General features: G+C 43.0%; 23 protein-coding genes. 2 read left to right on the forward strand and 21 right to left on the reverse strand.

Annotated elements, in window-relative coordinates:
- Positions 1-7: 7 nt before the first annotated feature.
- From J2T16_RS16080 to J2T16_RS16140, 13 genes are all read right to left on the reverse strand, one after another.
- Positions 8-1,171: an immunity 26/phosphotriesterase HocA family protein gene (locus tag J2T16_RS16080; RefSeq protein ID WP_336121568.1), complete on the reverse strand. Its 1,164-nt coding sequence runs from the start codon at positions 1,169-1,171 to the stop codon at positions 8-10.
- 108 nt (positions 1,172-1,279) lie between these two features.
- Positions 1,280-1,609, reverse strand: a complete 330-nt coding sequence (locus J2T16_RS16085) for a hypothetical protein (protein ID WP_336121567.1) — start codon at positions 1,607-1,609, stop codon at positions 1,280-1,282.
- Between the two features lie 2 nt (positions 1,610-1,611).
- The gene (locus tag J2T16_RS16090) at positions 1,612-2,124 is read right to left on the reverse strand and encodes a hypothetical protein (protein ID WP_336121566.1); all 513 of its coding nucleotides are present in this window, start codon (positions 2,122-2,124) and stop codon (positions 1,612-1,614) included.
- Positions 2,125-2,128: 4 nt separating this feature from the next.
- Positions 2,129-2,260: a hypothetical protein gene (locus tag J2T16_RS16095; RefSeq protein WP_261771735.1), complete on the reverse strand. Its 132-nt coding sequence runs from the start codon at positions 2,258-2,260 to the stop codon at positions 2,129-2,131.
- A gap of 6 nt (positions 2,261-2,266) precedes the next feature.
- Positions 2,267-2,539, reverse strand: coding sequence for a hypothetical protein (locus tag J2T16_RS16100; RefSeq protein ID WP_336121565.1), 273 nt, complete (start codon positions 2,537-2,539; stop codon positions 2,267-2,269).
- Between the two features lie 189 nt (positions 2,540-2,728).
- A complete protein-coding gene (locus J2T16_RS16105) occupies positions 2,729-2,980 on the reverse strand; it encodes a pentapeptide repeat-containing protein (protein WP_418792783.1) in 252 nt (83 codons plus the stop codon).
- Between the two features lie 45 nt (positions 2,981-3,025).
- Positions 3,026-3,190, reverse strand: coding sequence for a pentapeptide repeat-containing protein (locus J2T16_RS16110; protein ID WP_434349249.1), 165 nt, complete (start codon positions 3,188-3,190; stop codon positions 3,026-3,028).
- A 301-nt stretch (positions 3,191-3,491) separates the two neighbouring features.
- Complete coding sequence (locus J2T16_RS16115) at positions 3,492-4,040, reverse strand: hypothetical protein (RefSeq protein WP_499018767.1); 549 nt, start codon at positions 4,038-4,040, stop codon at positions 3,492-3,494.
- Positions 4,041-4,149: 109 nt separating this feature from the next.
- Complete coding sequence (locus tag J2T16_RS16120; protein ID WP_499018768.1) at positions 4,150-4,641, reverse strand: hypothetical protein; 492 nt, start codon at positions 4,639-4,641, stop codon at positions 4,150-4,152.
- A gap of 113 nt (positions 4,642-4,754) precedes the next feature.
- Positions 4,755-5,165 (reverse strand): contact-dependent growth inhibition system immunity protein, encoded by a 411-nt coding sequence (locus J2T16_RS16125; RefSeq protein WP_336121562.1) that lies wholly within the window; start codon positions 5,163-5,165, stop codon positions 4,755-4,757.
- A gap of 344 nt (positions 5,166-5,509) precedes the next feature.
- A complete protein-coding gene (locus J2T16_RS16130) occupies positions 5,510-6,670 on the reverse strand; it encodes a WXG100 family type VII secretion target (protein ID WP_499018769.1) in 1,161 nt (386 codons plus the stop codon).
- A 193-nt stretch (positions 6,671-6,863) separates the two neighbouring features.
- Positions 6,864-7,358 (reverse strand): hypothetical protein, encoded by a 495-nt coding sequence (locus tag J2T16_RS16135; RefSeq protein ID WP_499018770.1) that lies wholly within the window; start codon positions 7,356-7,358, stop codon positions 6,864-6,866.
- Complete coding sequence (locus J2T16_RS16140; RefSeq protein ID WP_499018771.1) at positions 7,342-7,668, reverse strand: hypothetical protein; 327 nt, start codon at positions 7,666-7,668, stop codon at positions 7,342-7,344. The genes J2T16_RS16135 and J2T16_RS16140 overlap by 17 nt, the downstream gene beginning before the upstream one ends.
- 212 nt (positions 7,669-7,880) lie before the next feature.
- Between J2T16_RS16140 and J2T16_RS16145 the strand changes: the two genes are divergently transcribed.
- Positions 7,881-8,222 (forward strand): helix-turn-helix domain-containing protein, encoded by a 342-nt coding sequence (locus J2T16_RS16145; protein ID WP_499018772.1) that lies wholly within the window; start codon positions 7,881-7,883, stop codon positions 8,220-8,222.
- Between the two features lie 53 nt (positions 8,223-8,275).
- Here J2T16_RS16145 and J2T16_RS16150 read toward each other — a convergent pair whose 3' ends face one another.
- The 6 genes from J2T16_RS16150 to araA all read right to left on the reverse strand — a co-directional run bounded on the left by J2T16_RS16150 (position 8,276) and on the right by araA (position 16,054).
- Positions 8,276-9,586: an anti-phage deoxyguanosine triphosphatase gene (locus J2T16_RS16150; RefSeq protein ID WP_499018773.1), complete on the reverse strand. Its 1,311-nt coding sequence runs from the start codon at positions 9,584-9,586 to the stop codon at positions 8,276-8,278.
- Between the two features lie 91 nt (positions 9,587-9,677).
- On the reverse strand, positions 9,678-11,171 hold the full coding sequence (locus tag J2T16_RS16155) for a restriction endonuclease (protein WP_499018774.1): 1,494 nt from the start codon (positions 11,169-11,171) through the stop codon (positions 9,678-9,680).
- A 94-nt stretch (positions 11,172-11,265) separates the two neighbouring features.
- Positions 11,266-12,966 (reverse strand): histidine kinase N-terminal 7TM domain-containing diguanylate cyclase, encoded by a 1,701-nt coding sequence (locus tag J2T16_RS16160; RefSeq protein WP_499018775.1) that lies wholly within the window; start codon positions 12,964-12,966, stop codon positions 11,266-11,268.
- A gap of 376 nt (positions 12,967-13,342) precedes the next feature.
- On the reverse strand, positions 13,343-13,522 hold the full coding sequence (locus J2T16_RS16165; RefSeq protein ID WP_154889770.1) for a hypothetical protein: 180 nt from the start codon (positions 13,520-13,522) through the stop codon (positions 13,343-13,345).
- Positions 13,523-13,570: 48 nt separating this feature from the next.
- Positions 13,571-14,341, reverse strand: a complete 771-nt coding sequence (locus J2T16_RS16170) for an AAC(3) family N-acetyltransferase (RefSeq protein WP_499018776.1) — start codon at positions 14,339-14,341, stop codon at positions 13,571-13,573.
- Positions 14,342-14,629: 288 nt separating this feature from the next.
- Positions 14,630-16,054 (reverse strand): L-arabinose isomerase, encoded by a 1,425-nt coding sequence (gene araA / locus J2T16_RS16175; RefSeq protein ID WP_154889766.1) that lies wholly within the window; start codon positions 16,052-16,054, stop codon positions 14,630-14,632.
- A 135-nt stretch (positions 16,055-16,189) separates the two neighbouring features.
- Between araA and J2T16_RS16180 the strand changes: the two genes are divergently transcribed.
- The gene (locus J2T16_RS16180) at positions 16,190-16,426 is read left to right on the forward strand and encodes a hypothetical protein (protein ID WP_221787626.1); all 237 of its coding nucleotides are present in this window, start codon (positions 16,190-16,192) and stop codon (positions 16,424-16,426) included.
- Between the two features lie 92 nt (positions 16,427-16,518).
- Here J2T16_RS16180 and J2T16_RS16185 read toward each other — a convergent pair whose 3' ends face one another.
- Positions 16,519-17,214 carry an L-ribulose-5-phosphate 4-epimerase gene (locus J2T16_RS16185; RefSeq protein WP_090923505.1) on the reverse strand — a complete coding sequence of 232 codons (696 nt, stop codon included), beginning with the start codon at positions 17,212-17,214 and terminating at the stop codon, positions 16,519-16,521.
- 2 nt (positions 17,215-17,216) lie between these two features.
- Entirely contained in the window at positions 17,217-18,836 is a 1,620-nt protein-coding gene (locus tag J2T16_RS16190; RefSeq protein WP_499018777.1) for a xylulokinase, read from the reverse strand.
- Positions 18,837-19,117 lie beyond the last annotated feature (281 nt).

The following is a 19,117-nucleotide window of genomic DNA, read 5'->3' on the forward strand; positions in this document are numbered from 1 at the left end:
AAGGGATTTAATTCTCTCCATCTGTTGGGATGTGATACGTTCTTTTTACATAATCGATATACTGCAAGCGCGTCATAGCCCCCGTTTTCTGGCAAAATTCATCATATGTAATGTCCTCCGATAATCCGAATTCCGCCAACGCCAGTTTACGCTCCTTCGCATACTGCGGATGGGCCAGGTCCCTCTCATGCATACGCTCAGATGGCGGCCCAAAGCATTCGGTAGTCAGACCCGAGCAGACTCCGTGATTCATGAAATTCCGTTCCAGCCTAAACGGCGTTTGCTCCTCTGGTTTATGTAACGTGCCCAAGCCCCAGCTCAAACGGACTACACGCTCATTCGTCACGCTCGTTGTCGGTCCGTACCCTATAGGAAACAGGATATCCTCTTCCTCCAATGGTTTATGATACACAAACTCATATCCTCCGCGCAGAAAAAAGTCATCCATCACAATCCTCGTTGTCTCCGACATAGGGGCCGCCAAAATATCCTCTAGCGAAGGGGAACGCTCCGTTGTCTTCCATAAGAAGGGCCGTACAAATAGCGGCATGGTCATGACCGATCTCCAGATGCTTTGCTCGGAAAATAAATCATCCTTTTCCATCTGACGAAGATTGCCAATCACAAGCACATACCCATCGGTATGCAGATCCAGCTCTACTCTGAAAATATCACCTGGCACCGCCTGATAACGTTGGTTTGGCATATTTTTCAACCGATCCAGCTTGCGGTCATAGTCATCTGGCACGGTGCCCGGAAAATGCTCCAGCCAGGAGATGATCTCTGCTTTGGATGTCATGTGGGAACAGTCCGAAATCGGTAGACTCACGCTGTTACGTTTATTATAAGCTGTAACATAGCTCTTGCCATCATACGGACTGATTCCAGCGGAGAACGTAACACCTTCTGCCTTGAAGCCGGATACGGTCGTGTAGGTCAATTTTTTCTCCTTGCCCCTGCTGTTTTTGGGCACAACAAATTGCCGATCTCGCACCTCAATATACACATCTTCTTCCACATAACTCTCCGGCAGGCTCGATATTCGTTTACGAATAACGTCTCCATCAAAATAAACATAGTAACCCTTCTTGATGTCCACCCGATCCCAGTGCGATTCAACAGGCTCAAGACCAACATATGCGCGGTTCTCATTGCTCAGCCATGCATCCACAAGCAAACTCTCCTTTCCAAAAGTAATACTTCCCTGTCTTTTTTATTAGCACTCATCTACGTAAAGAATGCCGTAGGGACCCGGAGCTAGTTGACCAAGCCGACAACCCTAGAATATGTACAAAATAACTTCCTCACTGTAAAAAGCATTCGGTAAAATCCGCTGTAAATGCTCTACTCTACCTTTCATATACTCCAGATTGGCTCCCTCCAACCGCTGGATAGCCCATTCTCTCAAACGTTCCAATTCATCCAGTGCATCCCCAAGCTGATGAAAGGCAATCTCGGAGCCGTCCTGTATAATCAAGATGCCCAGTTCATGAATAGCTCTCTCCCAGTGCTCATCATAAAAGTCCTGAGTGGAGATATTCTCACTAAGCGTTAGTTCCGATTCCCGGTCATCTAGTTCTCCGCTGTATCTATACAGCCCCACCGACATCATTATCCCTCCAGCCCATTACAATCTATAAGATCCAAGGAATTATCGCTAATATCTTGAACGGGGATCACCAGAGTTCTCCAATACATTAGTGGATATGCTGCATCACCTACTTCCAGTTCACCCTTTCGTATAGTAAACGTCCCACCTCGTTCGAAGAATTTCAACATTGGCTCGTGCAAATGAGCATTTTGAATCGCATCATCTACTCCTAGATCGATTAATTCGCACACTTCCAGATAGCTATAACAAACGGCCTTCATATAGACATTATGAAGTGTATCCAACTGGGGACAAGCACGGTACACATGAGCATCTATCTCTCTTCCAATCATCTTGGCAAAGCTAAATAGGGGATAACCATCTGGGAATAGGCTCAGCTTGTCTAGGAATACATTCACACGTCTTAGATACTCACTGATTAATATGTGATGTGAGTTTTGGGGAGAAAAGCTATCCATTTGAAACGAAATCGCAGACAAACGCTCGATCCCTTTAGCTAATGTAGCCCCCATATTGTTACCCCTCTCCTCGTGATCCTTTCAGAAGTAATCCCGCCATGTCCTTTTCAATAAAATCGCCTTCCAGTGCATCAAAAGGCCAGTCATAGATGTCCGGGTTCTCTCGGCAATGTGACGCCTGTGCGTCCATCGAAATTCATTCGTTTTGAGACGGGAGGACTGCTATAAATGGTGGATGCCCTGTTTTTTGATTTTGCAATAAGCTGGGCTTGCGGAATCTCAAGCTTGTCTGCAATTCTACGATAAGTGCTTCATCCCCTGGATTTTGAAGTGAAACTTTTACCCAAATGGGACATAGCGGAACTCTGCAACCTAACATTTTAATAACCGAATCGAAATCAAAAAAACGACCTTCTAAATTATCATAGTTCAGTATTCCACGTTGAATATATTCATCTGTAGAGTTCAACGTCTTCCCCCTCTCTTCGACAGGAGTAACGATAAACGTGCTGTGATTCCCCAGCTCCACATTATGATAAGTAGACAGCTCATCTAGTGTCTTAAGTAAATATCCTCTGAAGGAATCGAAATTCATATATTTTATCAAATGGATCACTCCAAATTAAAAAGATACATAGGTGATGGATTACTTTCGATTCTATATGCTTTCTTCGGCCTTCATGCGAAGCCAGTCCCTTGCTTCCTGCCCTTTGAGAATTAGAGGTTTATCGGCTGAACCAATATGAATACTGTGGAAATTGGCCTCTTCTATTCCTTCGATGTTTCTTAACGTTACTCCGTAAAACAAAACCCCTTCAAACCTTGCTTCACTTATGTCTACATCTGCTAATAAGGCATGGCTAAAATCAGTTAAAGAGAGGTTGCAGGCTGAGAAATTACTGTTTTTAATAGTTGCATTATCAAATAGTGTTTCTTATAGATCGCCTCTTGAAAATCAAACTGTATCCACATTGGAGTTAGAGAAATCTACATATGACAAGTCTGATTTGTAAAAATCACAATGCATCACGTTGCTATTTTTATATAATGACGAACTTAAAACAGAGGCATGAAAATCCATGTTGTTAAGACTCAGACCCTCAAAAGTACAACTAGCCATAAATGACTGTTCTAAACAAATATTAGAAACATCAAATTCGCGAAAATCAACATCTTGCAATCGAAGTTGCTCACCTTCCTGACCGCTAGTATCAACCCATTTTCAATGAAGTTCGAATCTGTTATACATATCGTTTCTCATCCGTCCCTCGTCCTCTAATCCATGTAAGAAACAGCTGTCTTGTTTAATTTTAATTCAGGGTTACTGTACTGCACCAAATGCGGGATCATTCATATGAAGAATTGCTCTTTCGCATTATCTTGATAACTTCTTGGTGCATATATAGTTCTGCTGATATATTTCACGTTGAGGATTCTTGCTCTAAATCAGATAACTTCTCACTTATTCTTGCAACGTTCTCACTTTTCAATAGTTTTGCGTTGAGTTCAGAGATGAAATCCAGAAACAGATGTGTATTACGTATGATTTCTTTTACAAACGACTCCAAATTTATAGAAACCCCACTCCATGTTGAGTACTTGAATTCCTCAAGCGGTTCAGTAATAAATAAGTCCAAAACTACTTCACGATCCGTATCTTCCACTAAGCTAACTAGCAGTTCTTCTCCATGTGCTTTAAACTCCAACCATAGATGAGCACTATCAGGAATTCGATAAGCAACATACGGATTCACGCTCACCATCTGAGCCACCGTCAGTAAGTCAACAAACCATCTGATTAGTCTCTCTTTACCGAATGGGCAATCATCAAAAAACATACCATACGTACTTCCGTTGAAATCCAATTCAATCATTCCATCTATATCTTGTTTGGCCTGATCAAACTGCTCTGCAGACATTTGCTCTAACGAGTCCAAATCATCTATTGCTTTAAATGAAATCGTGAACATATTTTGAGCACACTCCGGTTTCACTCAATCGTATTCAATATATACTTTGCATCCGTCTTGTTACTCAAAAACTACAATGCTAGTTCCATAAGAAGACCTATTCAGAACATTATCCTTTCAAGTTGTTTAAGTCGAGCGGTTCCATATCTATAAACTTATCGTACCAATGATTTAATGGAATATGCGCACATCCTACCACGTTTAATTCTCCTGGCTTGAGTACAACCAGTCCTTCTCTTTCAAAGATTTTGATGAATGGTTCATATATAAGTAAGTAATCAACATAAGCATGATCCTGATCAGCTAACTTCGCTAACTGCAAGTAGTATTCAAAGACTTTATACACATACACGTTACTACCGTGTGTTCGCATGGCTTCTACGTTGCAATAATTTGAGATTTCAATCTCTTGTTCATCCCCAAGTATATTAGCAACATTGGCTGTGAAAGGAGGTAGAGGTTTAGTAGACGTATCTCTAAAGAAGAGCGCTAATCTTCTTAGATACTCCGGCGCTAAATCGGCCTCTATATCGGAAGAACGCGTTCCTACGCTTTCCCAATTAATCGTATTAATCCTTGTTATTGCCGCTTGTAGATTCACTCCAACCACCTCTTATTCATTTCCGTTCTTAGGAGCAAATACTCAGCATTCATCCTCTAATTTCGGCACAAAAGGTGACCTTATGATCTGACATCTCAGATAGTATTCTCTTCTCAAAATTTTGCTATAAACCGTTGCACTAAGTCAGCGTACTCTTCTTGTTCCTCTTGATGAGTCCATTCGAATTGTGAAAGACTAGCATGAATATGCTGGAGTAATATGTTCAAATGTTCCAAATCTTGAAATTCATCCAGTTCGATACCATACAAGAGCTCTAGCAAATGACCGTCGTACATCTCCCCAGCAAGAGGGTCCTCGGACAAAATTTCCATCGCCTTTTCTATACCCAGTTCCAAAAATACACGCTGACCCAGCATTCGGCTTACATCTTCTAAGTTTAGATCATCTATTTTTTTGTTAAGCAGCCTACCGTACCACTGCTCCAAAGCCACAGGATTACCGTTGTCCATCTGGCTATCGTAATCTATACAGTAAATGTCCATAATCCGTTTACTCAGATTCACCCCTCCGAATTACAGCTTCCCAGGTTCCTGCTATTTACTCCAAGTCTTCAGAAAGGTTCTATTACGGTAAACTTCGGCACTACTCTTTTATACTCATTTACATCGTCAAATGAGATCATGCTTATATGTTCGGGTACTTTTGTTCGGGAAATGTGGATTCCTTGAAGGCATGCATTGCACCATAGATCTAAAAAACCTACTCTTGAACTCGTGTCTCCTACATACTGATAATTAATTTCTGCCATTTTACAGTTAGGACATTTAATATTAGATATATTATTGTAATTATCGATGATTTCTGTATTAACCCTGATCCAATCTTTAAATTTAGAATCTGTCATTAGTTATTTTCGCCTCCATTGGTAATACTCCCACCATGAACTCTCGGAACCATACGCTCCTTTCTCATACTCAAGCAATGTCTCAGGGTCATGTGGCTTACCAAATATCTTCGTTTGATATATATGAATCCTCTCGTGACCCAATGTCTTAACAAGGTTCTCTTTACTACTAAATGCATCTGGATAGAGAACTATCCTGTTACCTTTAGGATCTGCCCACCCATATAAATCTTTACCTATCAACTCTGCATCACGAACTATCTCTATTTTAACACCTTGTAGTCCGATCCCTGCATCTTCAGCTACCTTATCAACATGTCTTAATTGCATTGGCTCAGACAAGTCCTTGAAAGCTCCAGTATTAGATGTTCTGCGATACAAACCTTTATCATTTTCGATGCCTTTACTTGCTTTCTGTTCAACCTTTTCTAAATTCTTCTTCATCTTCGCCACAGTCGGATGAGAGGAAGGCAAGTGAAACGGGCCTTTGCGCCCAGGCATACTTCCGCGAACCATCTGAAAAGCCATTAAAATCTGACTAAACTTCAGAGAAGTCACCATCATCTGTGCATATCGATCGTTCACTGGTTCGCCTGTGAAGGGATGAATTCCATTTTCAAAGGCTTTAATCTGCAAGGCAATAATATCCTCCCCTGATTCCTCAGTCCCCACAGCTTGCATCCGTTTAAAATCCAAATGCCCCTGATCCTTCTGATACGCCTGCAGAGCTGCCTGATCGGTAACGCCATCCTCATTCACAGGCATCTGCACCAGTCTCCCAAACACATTCACTTGTGCCATCCGGTAGCCTTTATCCTCCGAACCCGCATCACTCCCCGAGCTCTGCATCATCGCTGCCGCACCCACAGCGCCAATAACACCACCCAGACTGCCCTTCTCGGCATCTGCCTGCTCAAACCTCGTAGCAATATCCGTTAATTCTTTCGAAGTATACACCATGCTCTCCAGTGCTTTCTGTAACACGGTACGTGATCTTGCAAAATCACCATAAAAACGCTCCTGCGTCACCCCCAGCCATATGGCCTGAAGGAACATGATCTGCCTTGAAAGGTTATCCTGGATATGCTCCAACTGCTGTCTCGCCTGATCCACTTGATTCGATACGTGATGTAATTGTTCAGGGGTCACTTTGATTGTACTCATACGCTTTCTCCGCTCATCTGAAATAGGATTATCCTATGTTAGCAGAAGTATAATATGTAAAACCATCCGGCTAACATCCTGAATTTACCTATACCCCGACATCTGACACACCACTCATCGGTGCTATAGTCCTGTATGCATATACCCACATCCAAGCACATCCTACCACTTTCAGTAAACCCAATAACGCCCCCTACTTTATCCCCGCCAAAAACACCAGATACCGCTCAATCTGCTCCTCCGTCGCTATTTCTCGCAAAGATTCCAGCGCCGCTGTACACTTGATAATATGCCTTTCCAGTCCCAGTCTGTCCGCTATACACATCGCCTTCAAAATAAGTTCCACCGCCTCCTGCGAACTTCCCATCCACTGTTCATATAGGGCCCTTTGATAACAATAATGGTACATATCATCGTTGTTTAACAAATCCATTCCCACTCCTGACCCATCAACCTTCTCCTCAATCATCTGTATGATAAAATCAATCCGCCATCCATGCCGCACCGCGGCCTCTGTGATCACCTTCAATCCTGACAAACGTTCCTCCGGATACTCTAGCAACAGGTTCACGTACCCTTCCAGCAACTCAACCTGTCCTGCTTCAATCTCAAGTGCATACCGATGGATTTCGGCTTTACGTTTGAACTCCTGCATAACTTGTCGCTCTGCCTCATCCGTTCCTTCCATACACCACAATGCTGCATACTGCTGGATACAAGCCTCGTGCTTTATCGATCTGCCCCAGCTTCTGATAAGCCATACCTCGCATCATATGACTCCATCCCATGTAATAAACCAATGGACGTTCCGTATGGATATGAAGTTTATACTCACCTTCCTGCTGACACTCCACCCGTTCTTCATATATACACTGCGCGCACTGGTACAACACATCCGCCGTCTCCAGCACCTTGTTCCAATTTTCAAAAGCCACAGCCATATCCAGCATATCAACAATAATGTCCGGTTTGAGTGATTTCAGGATCGATGATCTCAAAAAAGGAAGCCTCCTTATAATATGAATATTAGAGATAATGAAACAAAGCTATTTGTGCTTTAAGATACAGCCTTTCATTTATTCACTTTCAGAAACTCCAAAGAAGTAGTACAATAAATCAAATATAGTACTTAATCGCAGTTTTTTCAATAGATTTTACCGCCTTTAAGTCTCTGCTAAATACATCGATACTCTCCTAACCTTTAGGAGAGGTGGTTAATATGACAAAATTACGTAATTCGGTTGGAGAACGGATAAGAGCAATACGGAAAGCGAAGGGTTTTACACAACAACAGCTAGCAGAATTATCGGGATTGGACGATGCTTATATAGGATCACTAGAGCGTGGGGAAAGAAACTTCTCGATTGATACTTTAGAAAAAATTATTTTAGGTTTAAATATATCATTCGGAGATTTAATAGCTTTAAACAACGAGGACACTTCTCATAAAGATGCTATTGTAGAATATATTGGAATTATAAGCGAACTTGACTCTGCTCAAGTTGAAACTTTAAGAGAAATTCTGAATAAAGTTAAATTAGCTTTCCATTAGATTTATCTCTATACAAGCATAAAGGCCCTTGAGGGCCTTTTACGCACATCATATTAAATATCAAATAACCTGCTCTCTCTAGCCTCATATAATCTAGAAAACATTTTCAATGCATAAGAATCGGTCATACCAGCTATATAATCACATACTACTCTTGCTTTATCGTAACCATTCTTAATTAGTTCCTGGTCTTCTAACGGTAATAACTTAATCTCATCAAAGAAGGCATTGAACATTTCTCTTATAATATGCCCACCTTTCCATTCAATAGTTTGTACTCTTGGTAATCTGATTACATTAGCATAAACTAAATTCTTAAATGATTTAATAAGTTCTCTAATCTCTTTATCATGATAAGCATAATACTTCAATCGGGGGTGTTTTATTTCATCCCGAACTTTAATTTCAACACTAGAAATAAAAATAGATATTAAATCAGCTGTTGCATCTTTGATTTGTTCAGATAAATGACCTTTAACTTTCTTTTTAAACTTTTCAATTACTGCCGGTACTCCATTAATTTGATTATTATTTTCCAACAATTCAATAACTTCTTCTACCTTAATAAAATCCAATCTCATGGCATCTTCAAGATCATGTGTTGCATAAGCAATATCATCTGCTAACTCAATAATTGAACATTCAAAGGTTTTATAACTAGTTTGTTTATGTTCCTTAGTATGTTTAGCTTCCAAAGTAAGATAGAAATCTTTTTCCTTATCATTAAAAGGTAATAAAAGCCAATTAAATATTTCAGAATCTTCTGGATATATATTGGATTTAGGCGGACTGAACTGTGATAGATCTTTGTATCTACTTTCTTCAACTGCTTCATCAAATTTAATTGGGTATTTCAATATTGCTAGCAATGTTGCGCGTGTCAGATTCAACCCAACTCCTCTTTCAAGCCGCGTCAAAATTCTAAGTGTCTGCGCATTCCCCTCAAAACCGGATTTAGCCTTTTTGTACATCATCTCATTTAATGCACGCTCTCCTTGGTGGCCGAATGGAGGATGTCCAAAATCATGTGCAAGAGCCGCAGCTTCTATTAGGGATGTATCGATTTGTTTGTGCTCTTTATTTAAATGATTTGATTTAAGATTAAGAGATAAAACAATCCCCCTTGCTATTTGGGCTACCTCCATAGAGTGCGTTAACCGTGTACGATGGAAGTCTCCCTCACCAACACCTATTACTTGTGTTTTTGATTGTAACCTGCGAAAAGCGGCTGAATGAACTACTCTACTGTAATCTCTTTCAAAATCGTCCCTGACTGGATGTCCAGAGCGAGCAGGTAGTTCTTTAATTCTTTCAATATCCTTAGCATTATATAAACTATTAGAGTTCAACTTCGTCTGAATCATTTAAACAACCCCTAATTATTAATATTTGGACTTTTTAATTCAAATTTTGAATATGAGCTTTTGCATGATTTTATATATATTTAAAATTACTTCATTCGACTATTTGAAATATATCAGGATATCTTTCAGCTATTTCAGGATGTAATCTTAGCTTATCCTCAATATCTTCTCTATTCCACCAATCTACAATTAAACCTCTATCTCGTAAAGCTGCTAAGTATTCATGTAATTGCCTTGTAATTTGACTTGAAACTACTAGATAGTACCCATCTGCTCCATACATATCTATGGTGTCCCTTATATCCTGTACATTATTTTTATTTACACTTTTGCGATAAGCCTTGCATTGCACTAAAATTTTCTTTAATTCGTAAGGTGTTTCATTAGAATCAATGAGTATTTTCTTTTTAAAAATCATCTCAACCTCTAAATCTCTCCCACCATCTGCTTGTGTGCCACTCCCTACTCTTTTAACCCATCTAACATTCGAATCTGCTGTAAAAATATCTCTAATCAACAACTCGAATCTCTCTCCATTGATATGCTCGTTCCAAATGAATCGCATTTTAGGGAACAACACAGAGCGTTCTATTACATTTCTTGATTTAATTTTATTAACTTCATCTTTAAAGGATCTTTCACTACAATCATCATCGACACATATTATATGTTCCCTTCCAAAAATGAAAAATCTATCTTCAATAGCGATAACCTCATATTGGGTTATATCTCCTTCTAAGAATTCTAAAAGTTCATACCCACGCTCTAATTTTTTATAACTAATAGCATTACCTAAACCATCTGTAATAATAATTTTCTTGCTTACTCCATCAAGTTTAATAGGATTATAATTATTGTAAATCAAAGAACTAAGTCTACTTAATATTTCTTCTCCCACTTCAAATACACTTATTTTTGATTCAAAACTCCTAAACCATCCCCAGAAAGGCTTACTTCTTGACATGTAATTGTGCTTCCCTTGTTCATATGTTCCATCAAGATATTTTGCTATATTTTCGGCTTTCTCTCTGTATGCCCTGTAATCAGGTGTATGTGGATAAGAGTACAGAAAAATGTTATCCATTATGTATCCTGATATGAATAAGGCATCAATTATGTTTTTCACAGTAGAATCTGTTGTCTCAGTTGATTGAAAAAGCATTAAATTATGTCTTTCAAATGAGAGTAATCTAGAATAAATTTCACTCGACATATCAGTTTCGTCTAAGTAAGTTAGAGGATGATCTTGAGTTAATAATGATGAAGAAATGTTATTAATTGTTCTCAGTGTTATGGATACAATGACGGAGATTAAATCGTTTAAATCTGATCTCTCACCATCAAACGCCCATGAGCTTGTACGAATGTAGCCCCATAAGGAGTTCCAATTTGGATCATTATGAGTTATATCTGAGCGTAGGCCAATAGGTGAGGATGGTGAAGTTTGCATAAATAATCTTTTCACTACAACCATTTCTCCATTATCTTCTTTATAAAAAAAATCCTTATCTGCAACACTAAAACCTATTTCTTCTGCATACTTTAAGTAACTAGGTTTTAAGTGATCACTCATATTTTTTCTCACACATTTTAATTTCCTCCCTTGAGAATCGTATTCTACACTCTATCATGAACACCTTCCTTAATTTTCAAGAGAAATAGATTAAAGTTTCAAAAACTCACACCACCCCCCGCGCCAATACCCCATACTCCACCCGATTACGCCCATTCTGCTTCGCCTGATACAGCGCCTTGTCCACTGCATCAAATAGCTGAATTAAATAGCGTTCGCCATCTTCCGGCACGTCTTCGTCCTCATACGCAAAATCATCAATCGATAGAATACCGACGCTAATGGTAATTGCTATTTCCCCCATCCCATAATTCAATGAAATACGGTTGGATTCCACGGTCTGTCTTACACGCTCTGCAATATCAATCGCTAGATCATGCTCCGTATGCGGCAGGTAGATCATGAATTCTTCTCCGCCATAGCGGGTTAGAATGTCGGTACTGCGTACTGATTGCCGAAGAGCCTCTGCCGTGCGCACCAGCACTTCGTCCCCAACCACATGACCATAGTGGTCGTTAATAGCTTTGAAGTGGTCAATATCAAGCAGCATGAGGGAAAACGGCATTTTATATTGCAGGTTCGTGAGTACTTCATGATTCAGATGTTGCGTCAGGTAACGGCGGTTAAAACACTGCGTCAGACTGTCCGTCAGCACCAGCTCTTCCAGCTTGCGGTTGGCATCGGATAACTCCTGACCAATCAGATCGAGCGCCTCATTGCGCTCTTGTAGCGTCTTGTACTGCTGGTTCATCGTTTTAGCATAGAAGCGCTCTTGAGAGACATCCTGGAACGTCAGCAGGTGCCCTAGCGGTGCAAGAGCCGAGTCCACAATCGGAGAAGACTGCAGAATATAGTGGCAGAGCTGGCCGTCTTTCTCCACGATCACTTCGATCTGGCAAAGCTCCATTTTTTTCAAGCGATACTTGTTCAGGAACTTCCGACTATTCCCCTCCACAGACACCCCAGCGAGAAATGCCTCCATGTCCCAGACATCCCCTACATGTTGTTCTATGAAAAAACGAGAGGCTTTGTTCACCTCCACAATCACTTCGTTCTCATCCAGCACCAGGATGCCATACGGAATCGTATTAATGACGTCCTCATGGGCGATGGAGACCAGATTGAACACGTTGTACCTTTTGATTACATACACGAAGAACAGGTCGGACAGGAAAATACCCAGTGAGGTCAGACCCGGAATAATCGGCAACCAGCGGCTCAGCAATACATTAAGGATGGCATCCAACGTGGCAAACGCACCCAGCACAAAAATTCCCCAAAGGGTGATTTTGACCTGCTTTTGAATCATGGCTGGTGTCTTGGAGAAAAATACCGCATGAAACATAATAACAAGGGAAGTCACGAAATAGCTCACCAAAATGAACATGACCACCCAGAACCATGGGCCGTAAGCACGCTCGATATAACCACCCTCCAGAGGCATGACAAAATCATGCCAAGGGTTCGCAACAACCCCAATCGCTCCGATCACAGCGGGTACAAACAGCAATACCAACCGCCTTTGGCTCAGTCGTTCCGCATAACCGGTAATAAATAACGTCAGCAGCAGCCACCCGCTCCCCAGCAGCGAGACCGCTACAAAGGACAGCAAAACATAGAATAATTGCAGGCCCGGATCATCGGTGAGCGTACTCGCAAATTGACAGAAAGGCCACATCATCATCAAACCGTGAAACAAAAAATACACCTTATGTAAATTCGTAATTCTAACGGTAGCAAACACATACACGCCCACACCAAACAATAGCACGAATAACGAAAGATCATACCACACTAATGGGTTCACAAATCTTCTCCTTCTTGGAAGTGACACTGTTCCATAGTTATCAGCGGAATTCTGATACGTTACCAAACGTTGAACTTTGATTTTTCTTCGGATCATTCTACAAACAACTATATGAGATACATCTGCTAGGCTTTGAATTTGTTCTGGTTAAATTACCCATATCGTACCACACCCCTGATACGCTGAGTAGCCCATTCACTGGAAGTCTGCCCAACCTCTGATTGAAATCGTATTCATTTTTTGCACTTTTGTGAACGTTTTATTTGAAGACTCCACGTCAAAAAAACGCCCAGCTTGCAACTGAGCGTCATCCAGCCCGTAACGGAATACGTAATCTATTTTATTGAAAAAAAAAGCTTCACTACTGGTAACTCTCCTACGTCCGTGCTATTTCTATTTTTCTTTTCAATCTATTCATGACTAGCTCATGATCCATCAAAGGTTCTTTAGCAGAAATCTGTTTCTCCGCAACGATTAAACGAAGTTGAAGCTCGTGTCTTGCCTCAGTTAATCCGTTATTTCCATGAAATTCGTTAGAAAACCGTTTGCTTCCCATAAAAATCAGACTCCCTTTTCATACCTGATATCAACGCTTCAATTCCACTTACTTCACATCTGCCAAAGGCTCATTGTCCGAGAACATATCCGGGTTTTCCTTCAACATCTCCGTAAGCACCTCGGTTGTTCTCTCAGCATCACAGACACTTGCGACGGCATCTCCAAAACTCCCTTTATGCATCGCGCCTGCTTGAACCAGCACCTCATCCACCTTCCAGAAGTGCTCTGACCAAGATAGTCCGCAATGTCTGCGTGAAGGTACGGAAATTTTAGTTCCATCTGGCAAAACAGTATACAGCATCTCATGTTCATCGGTCATTCTGCCTGGAATGTCCACCCATTCCTCGATCCCATGAATAAACGTGTTCCGCTTCAAGTCCACCCCCACCAGCAGTATTGTCGCTTTGCGATCGAGTAACTTGCCCCATGCAGAACCTCGTGCACATGGCGTATCGAAGAGATGATCGTCCTGTGTGAACGCCTGTGCGTCCTTCCCTAATGCAGCTACAGAGTGTGTAGGATGCCAGGAACGGACAACGTTAGGACGTTTACGAAACAACTCCGGCAGAATGCCTACACAACAGGAAGACGTTTCCACGTGGAACAATGGATTACTTTTGTTAATGGTAGACCACGTATGCGTAGGCAAAACGAGCAACCCATCCTTCATATACTCACTCAGCGCATCCAGCACGGTATCTGCTCCACCTTCCACCTCCCCCATACTCTTCATCGAAGAATGCATCAGCAAGGTGCCGTGACGATCTATGCCTAATTCCTCTAGCTGCGCGATAAGACTTTCGTATGTATGTGTCATCTTGGAATAACCTCCTTAGGAATCGATGTGATGTATCGAAAAATAAAACAAAGAGCCGAGATAGGTTCTCGGCCTCTGTAATTACACTTTTATACGGCAAGCAGATGCTCGCTTTAACGTTGAATACGCTTATGAATTTGATCTCTGATACTCTGATCATACTTCAGGTATGAGCAGAGTACAACCGAGATTTATCCTTTGGAATTGGAATCAAGGCGTGGATTAAAGACCTTAGTGATTATTCTAGAACGATATATACCATATATAATTCCATGTTTGTCAGTATGATTATTTAATAATCACGTACTCCAGATTCACCAGCTTCGCATACGTTACGATCTGATCTGTCGTCAGGTTCAAGGATACCACCGTGTGGTGTCCGCCACCGTTCTCAATCCAAGCTTTAACGCCGTCTTGGAAGTTCGGTTTTACTGTCCACAATACACGAGCGACTGGCAAATTTGGTGCAGGAACCGTTGGTTCGAAGGCAGATACTTCATTGATCAGCAATTTGTAGTGTGTACCGAAGTCTGCCATGGATACGACGACACCTTCGCCAGCTTTGCCGTCAAAGACGAGACGAGCCGGATCTTCACGATCGCCAATCCCCAGTGGAGACACGATGATTCTTGGTTTTGTGCTAGCAAGTGTCGGGTCAACTTCAAGCATGTGAGATTGAAGAATCGCTTCTTGGCCGGCTGCCATTTCATACGTGTAATCTTCCATGAAGCCTGTGTTTTCGTTATGCGCCATGATTTTCAGCAAACGATCCAGCGCCGCTGTTTTCCAATCCCCTTCACCCGCAAATCCGTAGCCTTGAGCCATCAGGCGTTGTACTGCCAGACCCGGAAGTTGCTTCATGCCGTGCAGGTCTTCGAAGTTCGTTGTGAAGGCCGTGTAACCGCCGTTATCCAGGAACTTTTTGATCGCAATTTCATAGCTTGCTTGCACACGTACACTAGCTTCCCATGCTTCTTTGCTGTTAGTGCCATAATCGAATTCATACAGGTCCGCATATTGTGTGATCAATTCATCAATCTCTTGCTCAGTTACAGCGTTCACGTACTCAACAAGGTCGCCGATGCCGTAGTAGTCTACAGTCCAGCCAAACTGGATTTGAGCTTCGACTTTATCCCCTTCTGTTACCCCTACGTTACGCATGTTATCGCCGAAACGAGCAACTTTGATGTTAAAGCTTTCGTTGTATGCCACCGCTACGTCCATCCAGTCTGCAACCTGTTGCTGCACTTCCGGACGCTCCCAGTAACCCACAACAATTTTATTTTGTTTTCTCAGACGGGCATTAATGAAGCCATATTCACGGTCGCCGTGTGCCGCTTGGTTCAGGTTCATGAAGTCCATGTCGATGGTTGCCCATGGAATGCTCTCGTTATATTGCGTTGCGAGGTGAAGCAATGGCTTTTGCAGCAATTTCGTACCGCGAATCCACATTTTCGCTGGAGAGAAAGTATGCATCCAAGTGATTACACCCGCTACTTCGTCGCGGTAGTTTACTTCTTTCATGATGCTGGTGATTTTATCTGCGGTTACAGCCAGATCTTGCAATACAAGCGGGTAAGGAAGTACGCCGCTAGCGTTAAGGGCATCTGTAATTTTCTGTGCGTTTGCTTTAACTTCACCGAGTGCTTCTTCACCGTACAAATGTTGTGAACCGACAACGAACCAAAACTCTTTTGCTGCTGTTGCTGACATGGAATCATCCTCATTTCGTTAGTTTATAGTTGGATAAGATGGGTTTACACCGGGTCACTACGATTGCAGTACCATCTTTCGATCGCTGGTTATCCTCGGATTTCTTTCCATTCCCCTCTTTAAGGGGGAAATCCGATGATAAACGCGAGCGCTTCGCTTCTTCAGATTGGTTCTGCACTCTCCGTTAATGGTGTAAAAAGGTTATTCAACTTCGGGTTGGGCAGGGTAGTTATACCGGGACACTGCGCAGACAGAATAATCTTTCGATCACTGTTATCCCCAGATTTCTTTGAATCCCTTATGTATAAGGAGAAATCCGGTGATAAAGGTGAACGCTCCGCTTCTACAGCTTTCTTCTGTCTGCTCCGTTAGTGGTGTAAAAAAGTTCTATTTAACTGCGGGTTGGGCAGGGTAGTTACACCGGGTCACTCCGATTGCAGCGTCCCAACCTCTACAGTTCCAGATTATTTCTGGCCGTAGTATGCGTCTTTGCCATGTTTGCGTAGGTAGTGCTTATCCAAAATACCTTGTGGCAGTTCTTTGGCAAAGTTATTCAGTTGACGCGCGTACAGGTTCATTTTGCAAACTTCCTCCAGCACAACGCTGTTCACCACGGCTGACTTGGCGTCTTTACCCCAAGTAAACGGTGCATGACCATGCAGGAGCACTGCCGGAATCGCCATTACATCCAGCCCGCGTTGTTCGAACGTTTCAATGATTACACGGCCCGTCTCTGCTTCGTATCCGCGATCAATCTCATCTTGGTTCAGGAAACGTGCACATGGCACGGCTCCGTAGAACGTATCCGCGTGAGTCGTTCCCATGACAGGTACGTCCAGACCGGCTTGCGCCCAGATCGTTGCCCATGTGGAGTGCGTATGCACGATGCCACCAATTTCCTTGTAGTGTTTGTATAAAACGGCATGGGTAGCGGTGTCCGAGGAAGGTCTCATCTCCCCTTCCACCACGTTACCGTCGAGATCGACGACAACCATGTCGCTGGCTTTCATTTTCTCATAATCGACTCCGCTTGGTTTAATAACGAACAGACCGCTTTCCCGATCAATTGCGCTCACATTGCCCCAAGTGAACTTCACCAGTCCGTGCTTCGGAAGCTCCAGATTGGCCTCGAATACCTCTTGTTTCAGTTGCTCTAACATGTTTAGTTTCCTCCGTTCTCTACCAGATGCTCTACAGCGGCGTGCTCAATGGCAAGTCCACTCCGATAGCGTTCAATAAATGCTTCAAATCCCTTCACATCGGCAGCTTCCGGAGCCACTTCGACCCCTTCGACATCCTTGAACACTTTTTGCTCCAGGAAAACATCCAGCGTTTCTTGCTCGCCTTTGTCCTTCAGGTACGAAGCCAGCAAAGCCATACCCCACGCGCCGCCTTCACCAGCGGTAGACATTACCGATACCGGAACGTTCATGACCGCCGCGACGATTCGCTGACCAACTACAGGTGTCTTAAACAGACCACCATGTGCCAAAATGCTGTCGATCGCCACCTGCTCCTTCTCGGTCAGGATGTCCATACCCATCTTAAGCGCGCCAAAGGCGCTGAACAGATGTGTGCGCATGAAATTCGCGAGGTTAAACTTGCTTTCTGGAGAGCGCACGAACAACGGACGACCTTGTTCCAGCCCTGTAATATTTTCACCGGAGTAGTACCCGTAGCTGAGCAATCCGCCCCCGTCCGGGTCGGCCTCAAGCGCCTTGTTAAACAACACGCTGAACAGCTTGCCTGAATCGGCCTCGATGCCCATCGCCTGAGCGAACTCGCGGAACAATCCGACCCATGCGTTCAGATCACTGGAGCAGTTGTTAGCATGTACCATGCCGACCGGACTGCCATCTGGCGTAGTCACCATATCAATCTCGGGATACACGCTGGACAATTCCTTCTCCAGAACGATCATCGCAAAGACTGACGTGCCCACGGAGATGTTCCCTGTCCGTTTGCGCACACTGTTTGTCGCGACCATACCTGTTCCCGCATCACCTTCTGGTGCACAGAGCGGAATCCCCGATGCCAGTTCTCCTGACGGATCAAGCAGCTTCGCTCCAGCTTCCGTCAATGCACCTGCATGTTCACCTGCGAGGTACACTTTAGGTAGCAAATCCTCAACCTTCCACGGATAACCTTTGCCAGCAATGTGCTCATTGAACTGGTTGATCATTGCCGGATGGTAATTATGCGTTGTCTCGTCAATCGGGAACATACCCGATGCATCGCCGATCCCAATCGCCTTATTGCCAGTCAACAACCAGTGGATGTAACCCGCCAGTGTGGTCAGGTAATCAATCTGAGGCACATGTTGCTCTCCGTTCAAAATCGCCTGATACAGATGGGCAATGCTCCAGCGTTCAGGGATGTTGAATTGCAACAGTTCTGTCAGCTCGCGTGCAGCCGCACCTGTCGTTGAGTTACGCCACGTACGGAACGGTACGAGCATTTCCCCCGCCTGATCCAGCGCGATATATCCGTGCATCATCGCCGAGAAGCCGATTGAACCTACAGTCGTCAGCGGTACACCATACTTCTGCTGTACATCCTGCTTCAACTCGCGGTACGCCGTCTGCAAACCCGTGATGATATCCTCCTGATTGTACGTCCAATAGCCGTCTTTCAGCAGGTTCTCCCATTCATAACTGCCGGAGGCAATCGTCTCAAAATGCTCATCAATCAATACCGCTTTAATCCGCGTTGATCCAAGCTCAATCCCAAGTGAGGTTGCTCCCTTGGCAATAGCTTCTTTCTCATCCACATGACTCGTCACTTCCGCATATCCCCTCTCTGCTCGCCATCTACGTCCGTGGAACGGCATCTATTCCAACTGCACCCTCGTAAGGTGCAATCCACCACCTACGTTCGTGGCTATAATCTATTTCAGCATTCCAAGAATGCGCTTTCCTGTACTGACAGCCTTAGTATATTTTTTGTACGTACATTTGTCAATGAGATAACGAAGTTATACTCACAAAGGACTATTTTTGTAAAATATTCAATTACATCAACGCATTTTAATTTATTTCCCCTATAAATGTAAGGTTTAATTCG

This window comes from Paenibacillus intestini, from assembly GCF_030803945.1.
GTDB lineage: Bacteria > Bacillota > Bacilli > Paenibacillales > Paenibacillaceae > Paenibacillus > Paenibacillus polysaccharolyticus.

Bases quoted from the DNA above. Each gene is read 5' to 3' on its own strand.
- J2T16_RS16115 (WP_499018767.1), bottom strand. From the start codon at position 4,040: ATGTTCACGATTTCATTTAAAGCAATAGATGATTTGGACTCGTTAGAG.
- J2T16_RS16090 (WP_336121566.1), bottom strand. From the start codon at position 2,124: ATGGGGGCTACATTAGCTAAAGGGATCGAGCGTTTGTCTGCGATTTCG.
- J2T16_RS16150 (WP_499018773.1), bottom strand. From the start codon at position 9,586: ATGATTCAGACGAAGTTGAACTCTAATAGTTTATATAATGCTAAGGAT.
- J2T16_RS16135 (WP_499018770.1), bottom strand. From the start codon at position 7,358: ATGGAAGGAACGGATGAGGCAGAGCGACAAGTTATGCAGGAGTTCAAA.
- J2T16_RS16110 (WP_434349249.1), bottom strand. From the start codon at position 3,190: ATGGCTAGTTGTACTTTTGAGGGTCTGAGTCTTAACAACATGGATTTT.
- araA (WP_154889766.1), bottom strand. From the start codon at position 16,054: ATGTCAGCAACAGCAGCAAAAGAGTTTTGGTTCGTTGTCGGTTCACAA.
- J2T16_RS16130 (WP_499018769.1), bottom strand. From the start codon at position 6,670: ATGAGTACAATCAAAGTGACCCCTGAACAATTACATCACGTATCGAAT.
- J2T16_RS16185 (WP_090923505.1), bottom strand. From the start codon at position 17,214: ATGTTAGAGCAACTGAAACAAGAGGTATTCGAGGCCAATCTGGAGCTT.
- J2T16_RS16095 (WP_261771735.1), bottom strand. From the start codon at position 2,260: ATGGACGCACAGGCGTCACATTGCCGAGAGAACCCGGACATCTATGAC.
- J2T16_RS16170 (WP_499018776.1), bottom strand. From the start codon at position 14,341: ATGACACATACATACGAAAGTCTTATCGCGCAGCTAGAGGAATTAGGC.
- J2T16_RS16180 (WP_221787626.1), top strand. From the start codon at position 16,190: ATGATAAACGCGAGCGCTTCGCTTCTTCAGATTGGTTCTGCACTCTCC.
- J2T16_RS16165 (WP_154889770.1), bottom strand. From the start codon at position 13,522: ATGGGAAGCAAACGGTTTTCTAACGAATTTCATGGAAATAACGGATTA.
- J2T16_RS16085 (WP_336121567.1), bottom strand. From the start codon at position 1,609: ATGTCGGTGGGGCTGTATAGATACAGCGGAGAACTAGATGACCGGGAA.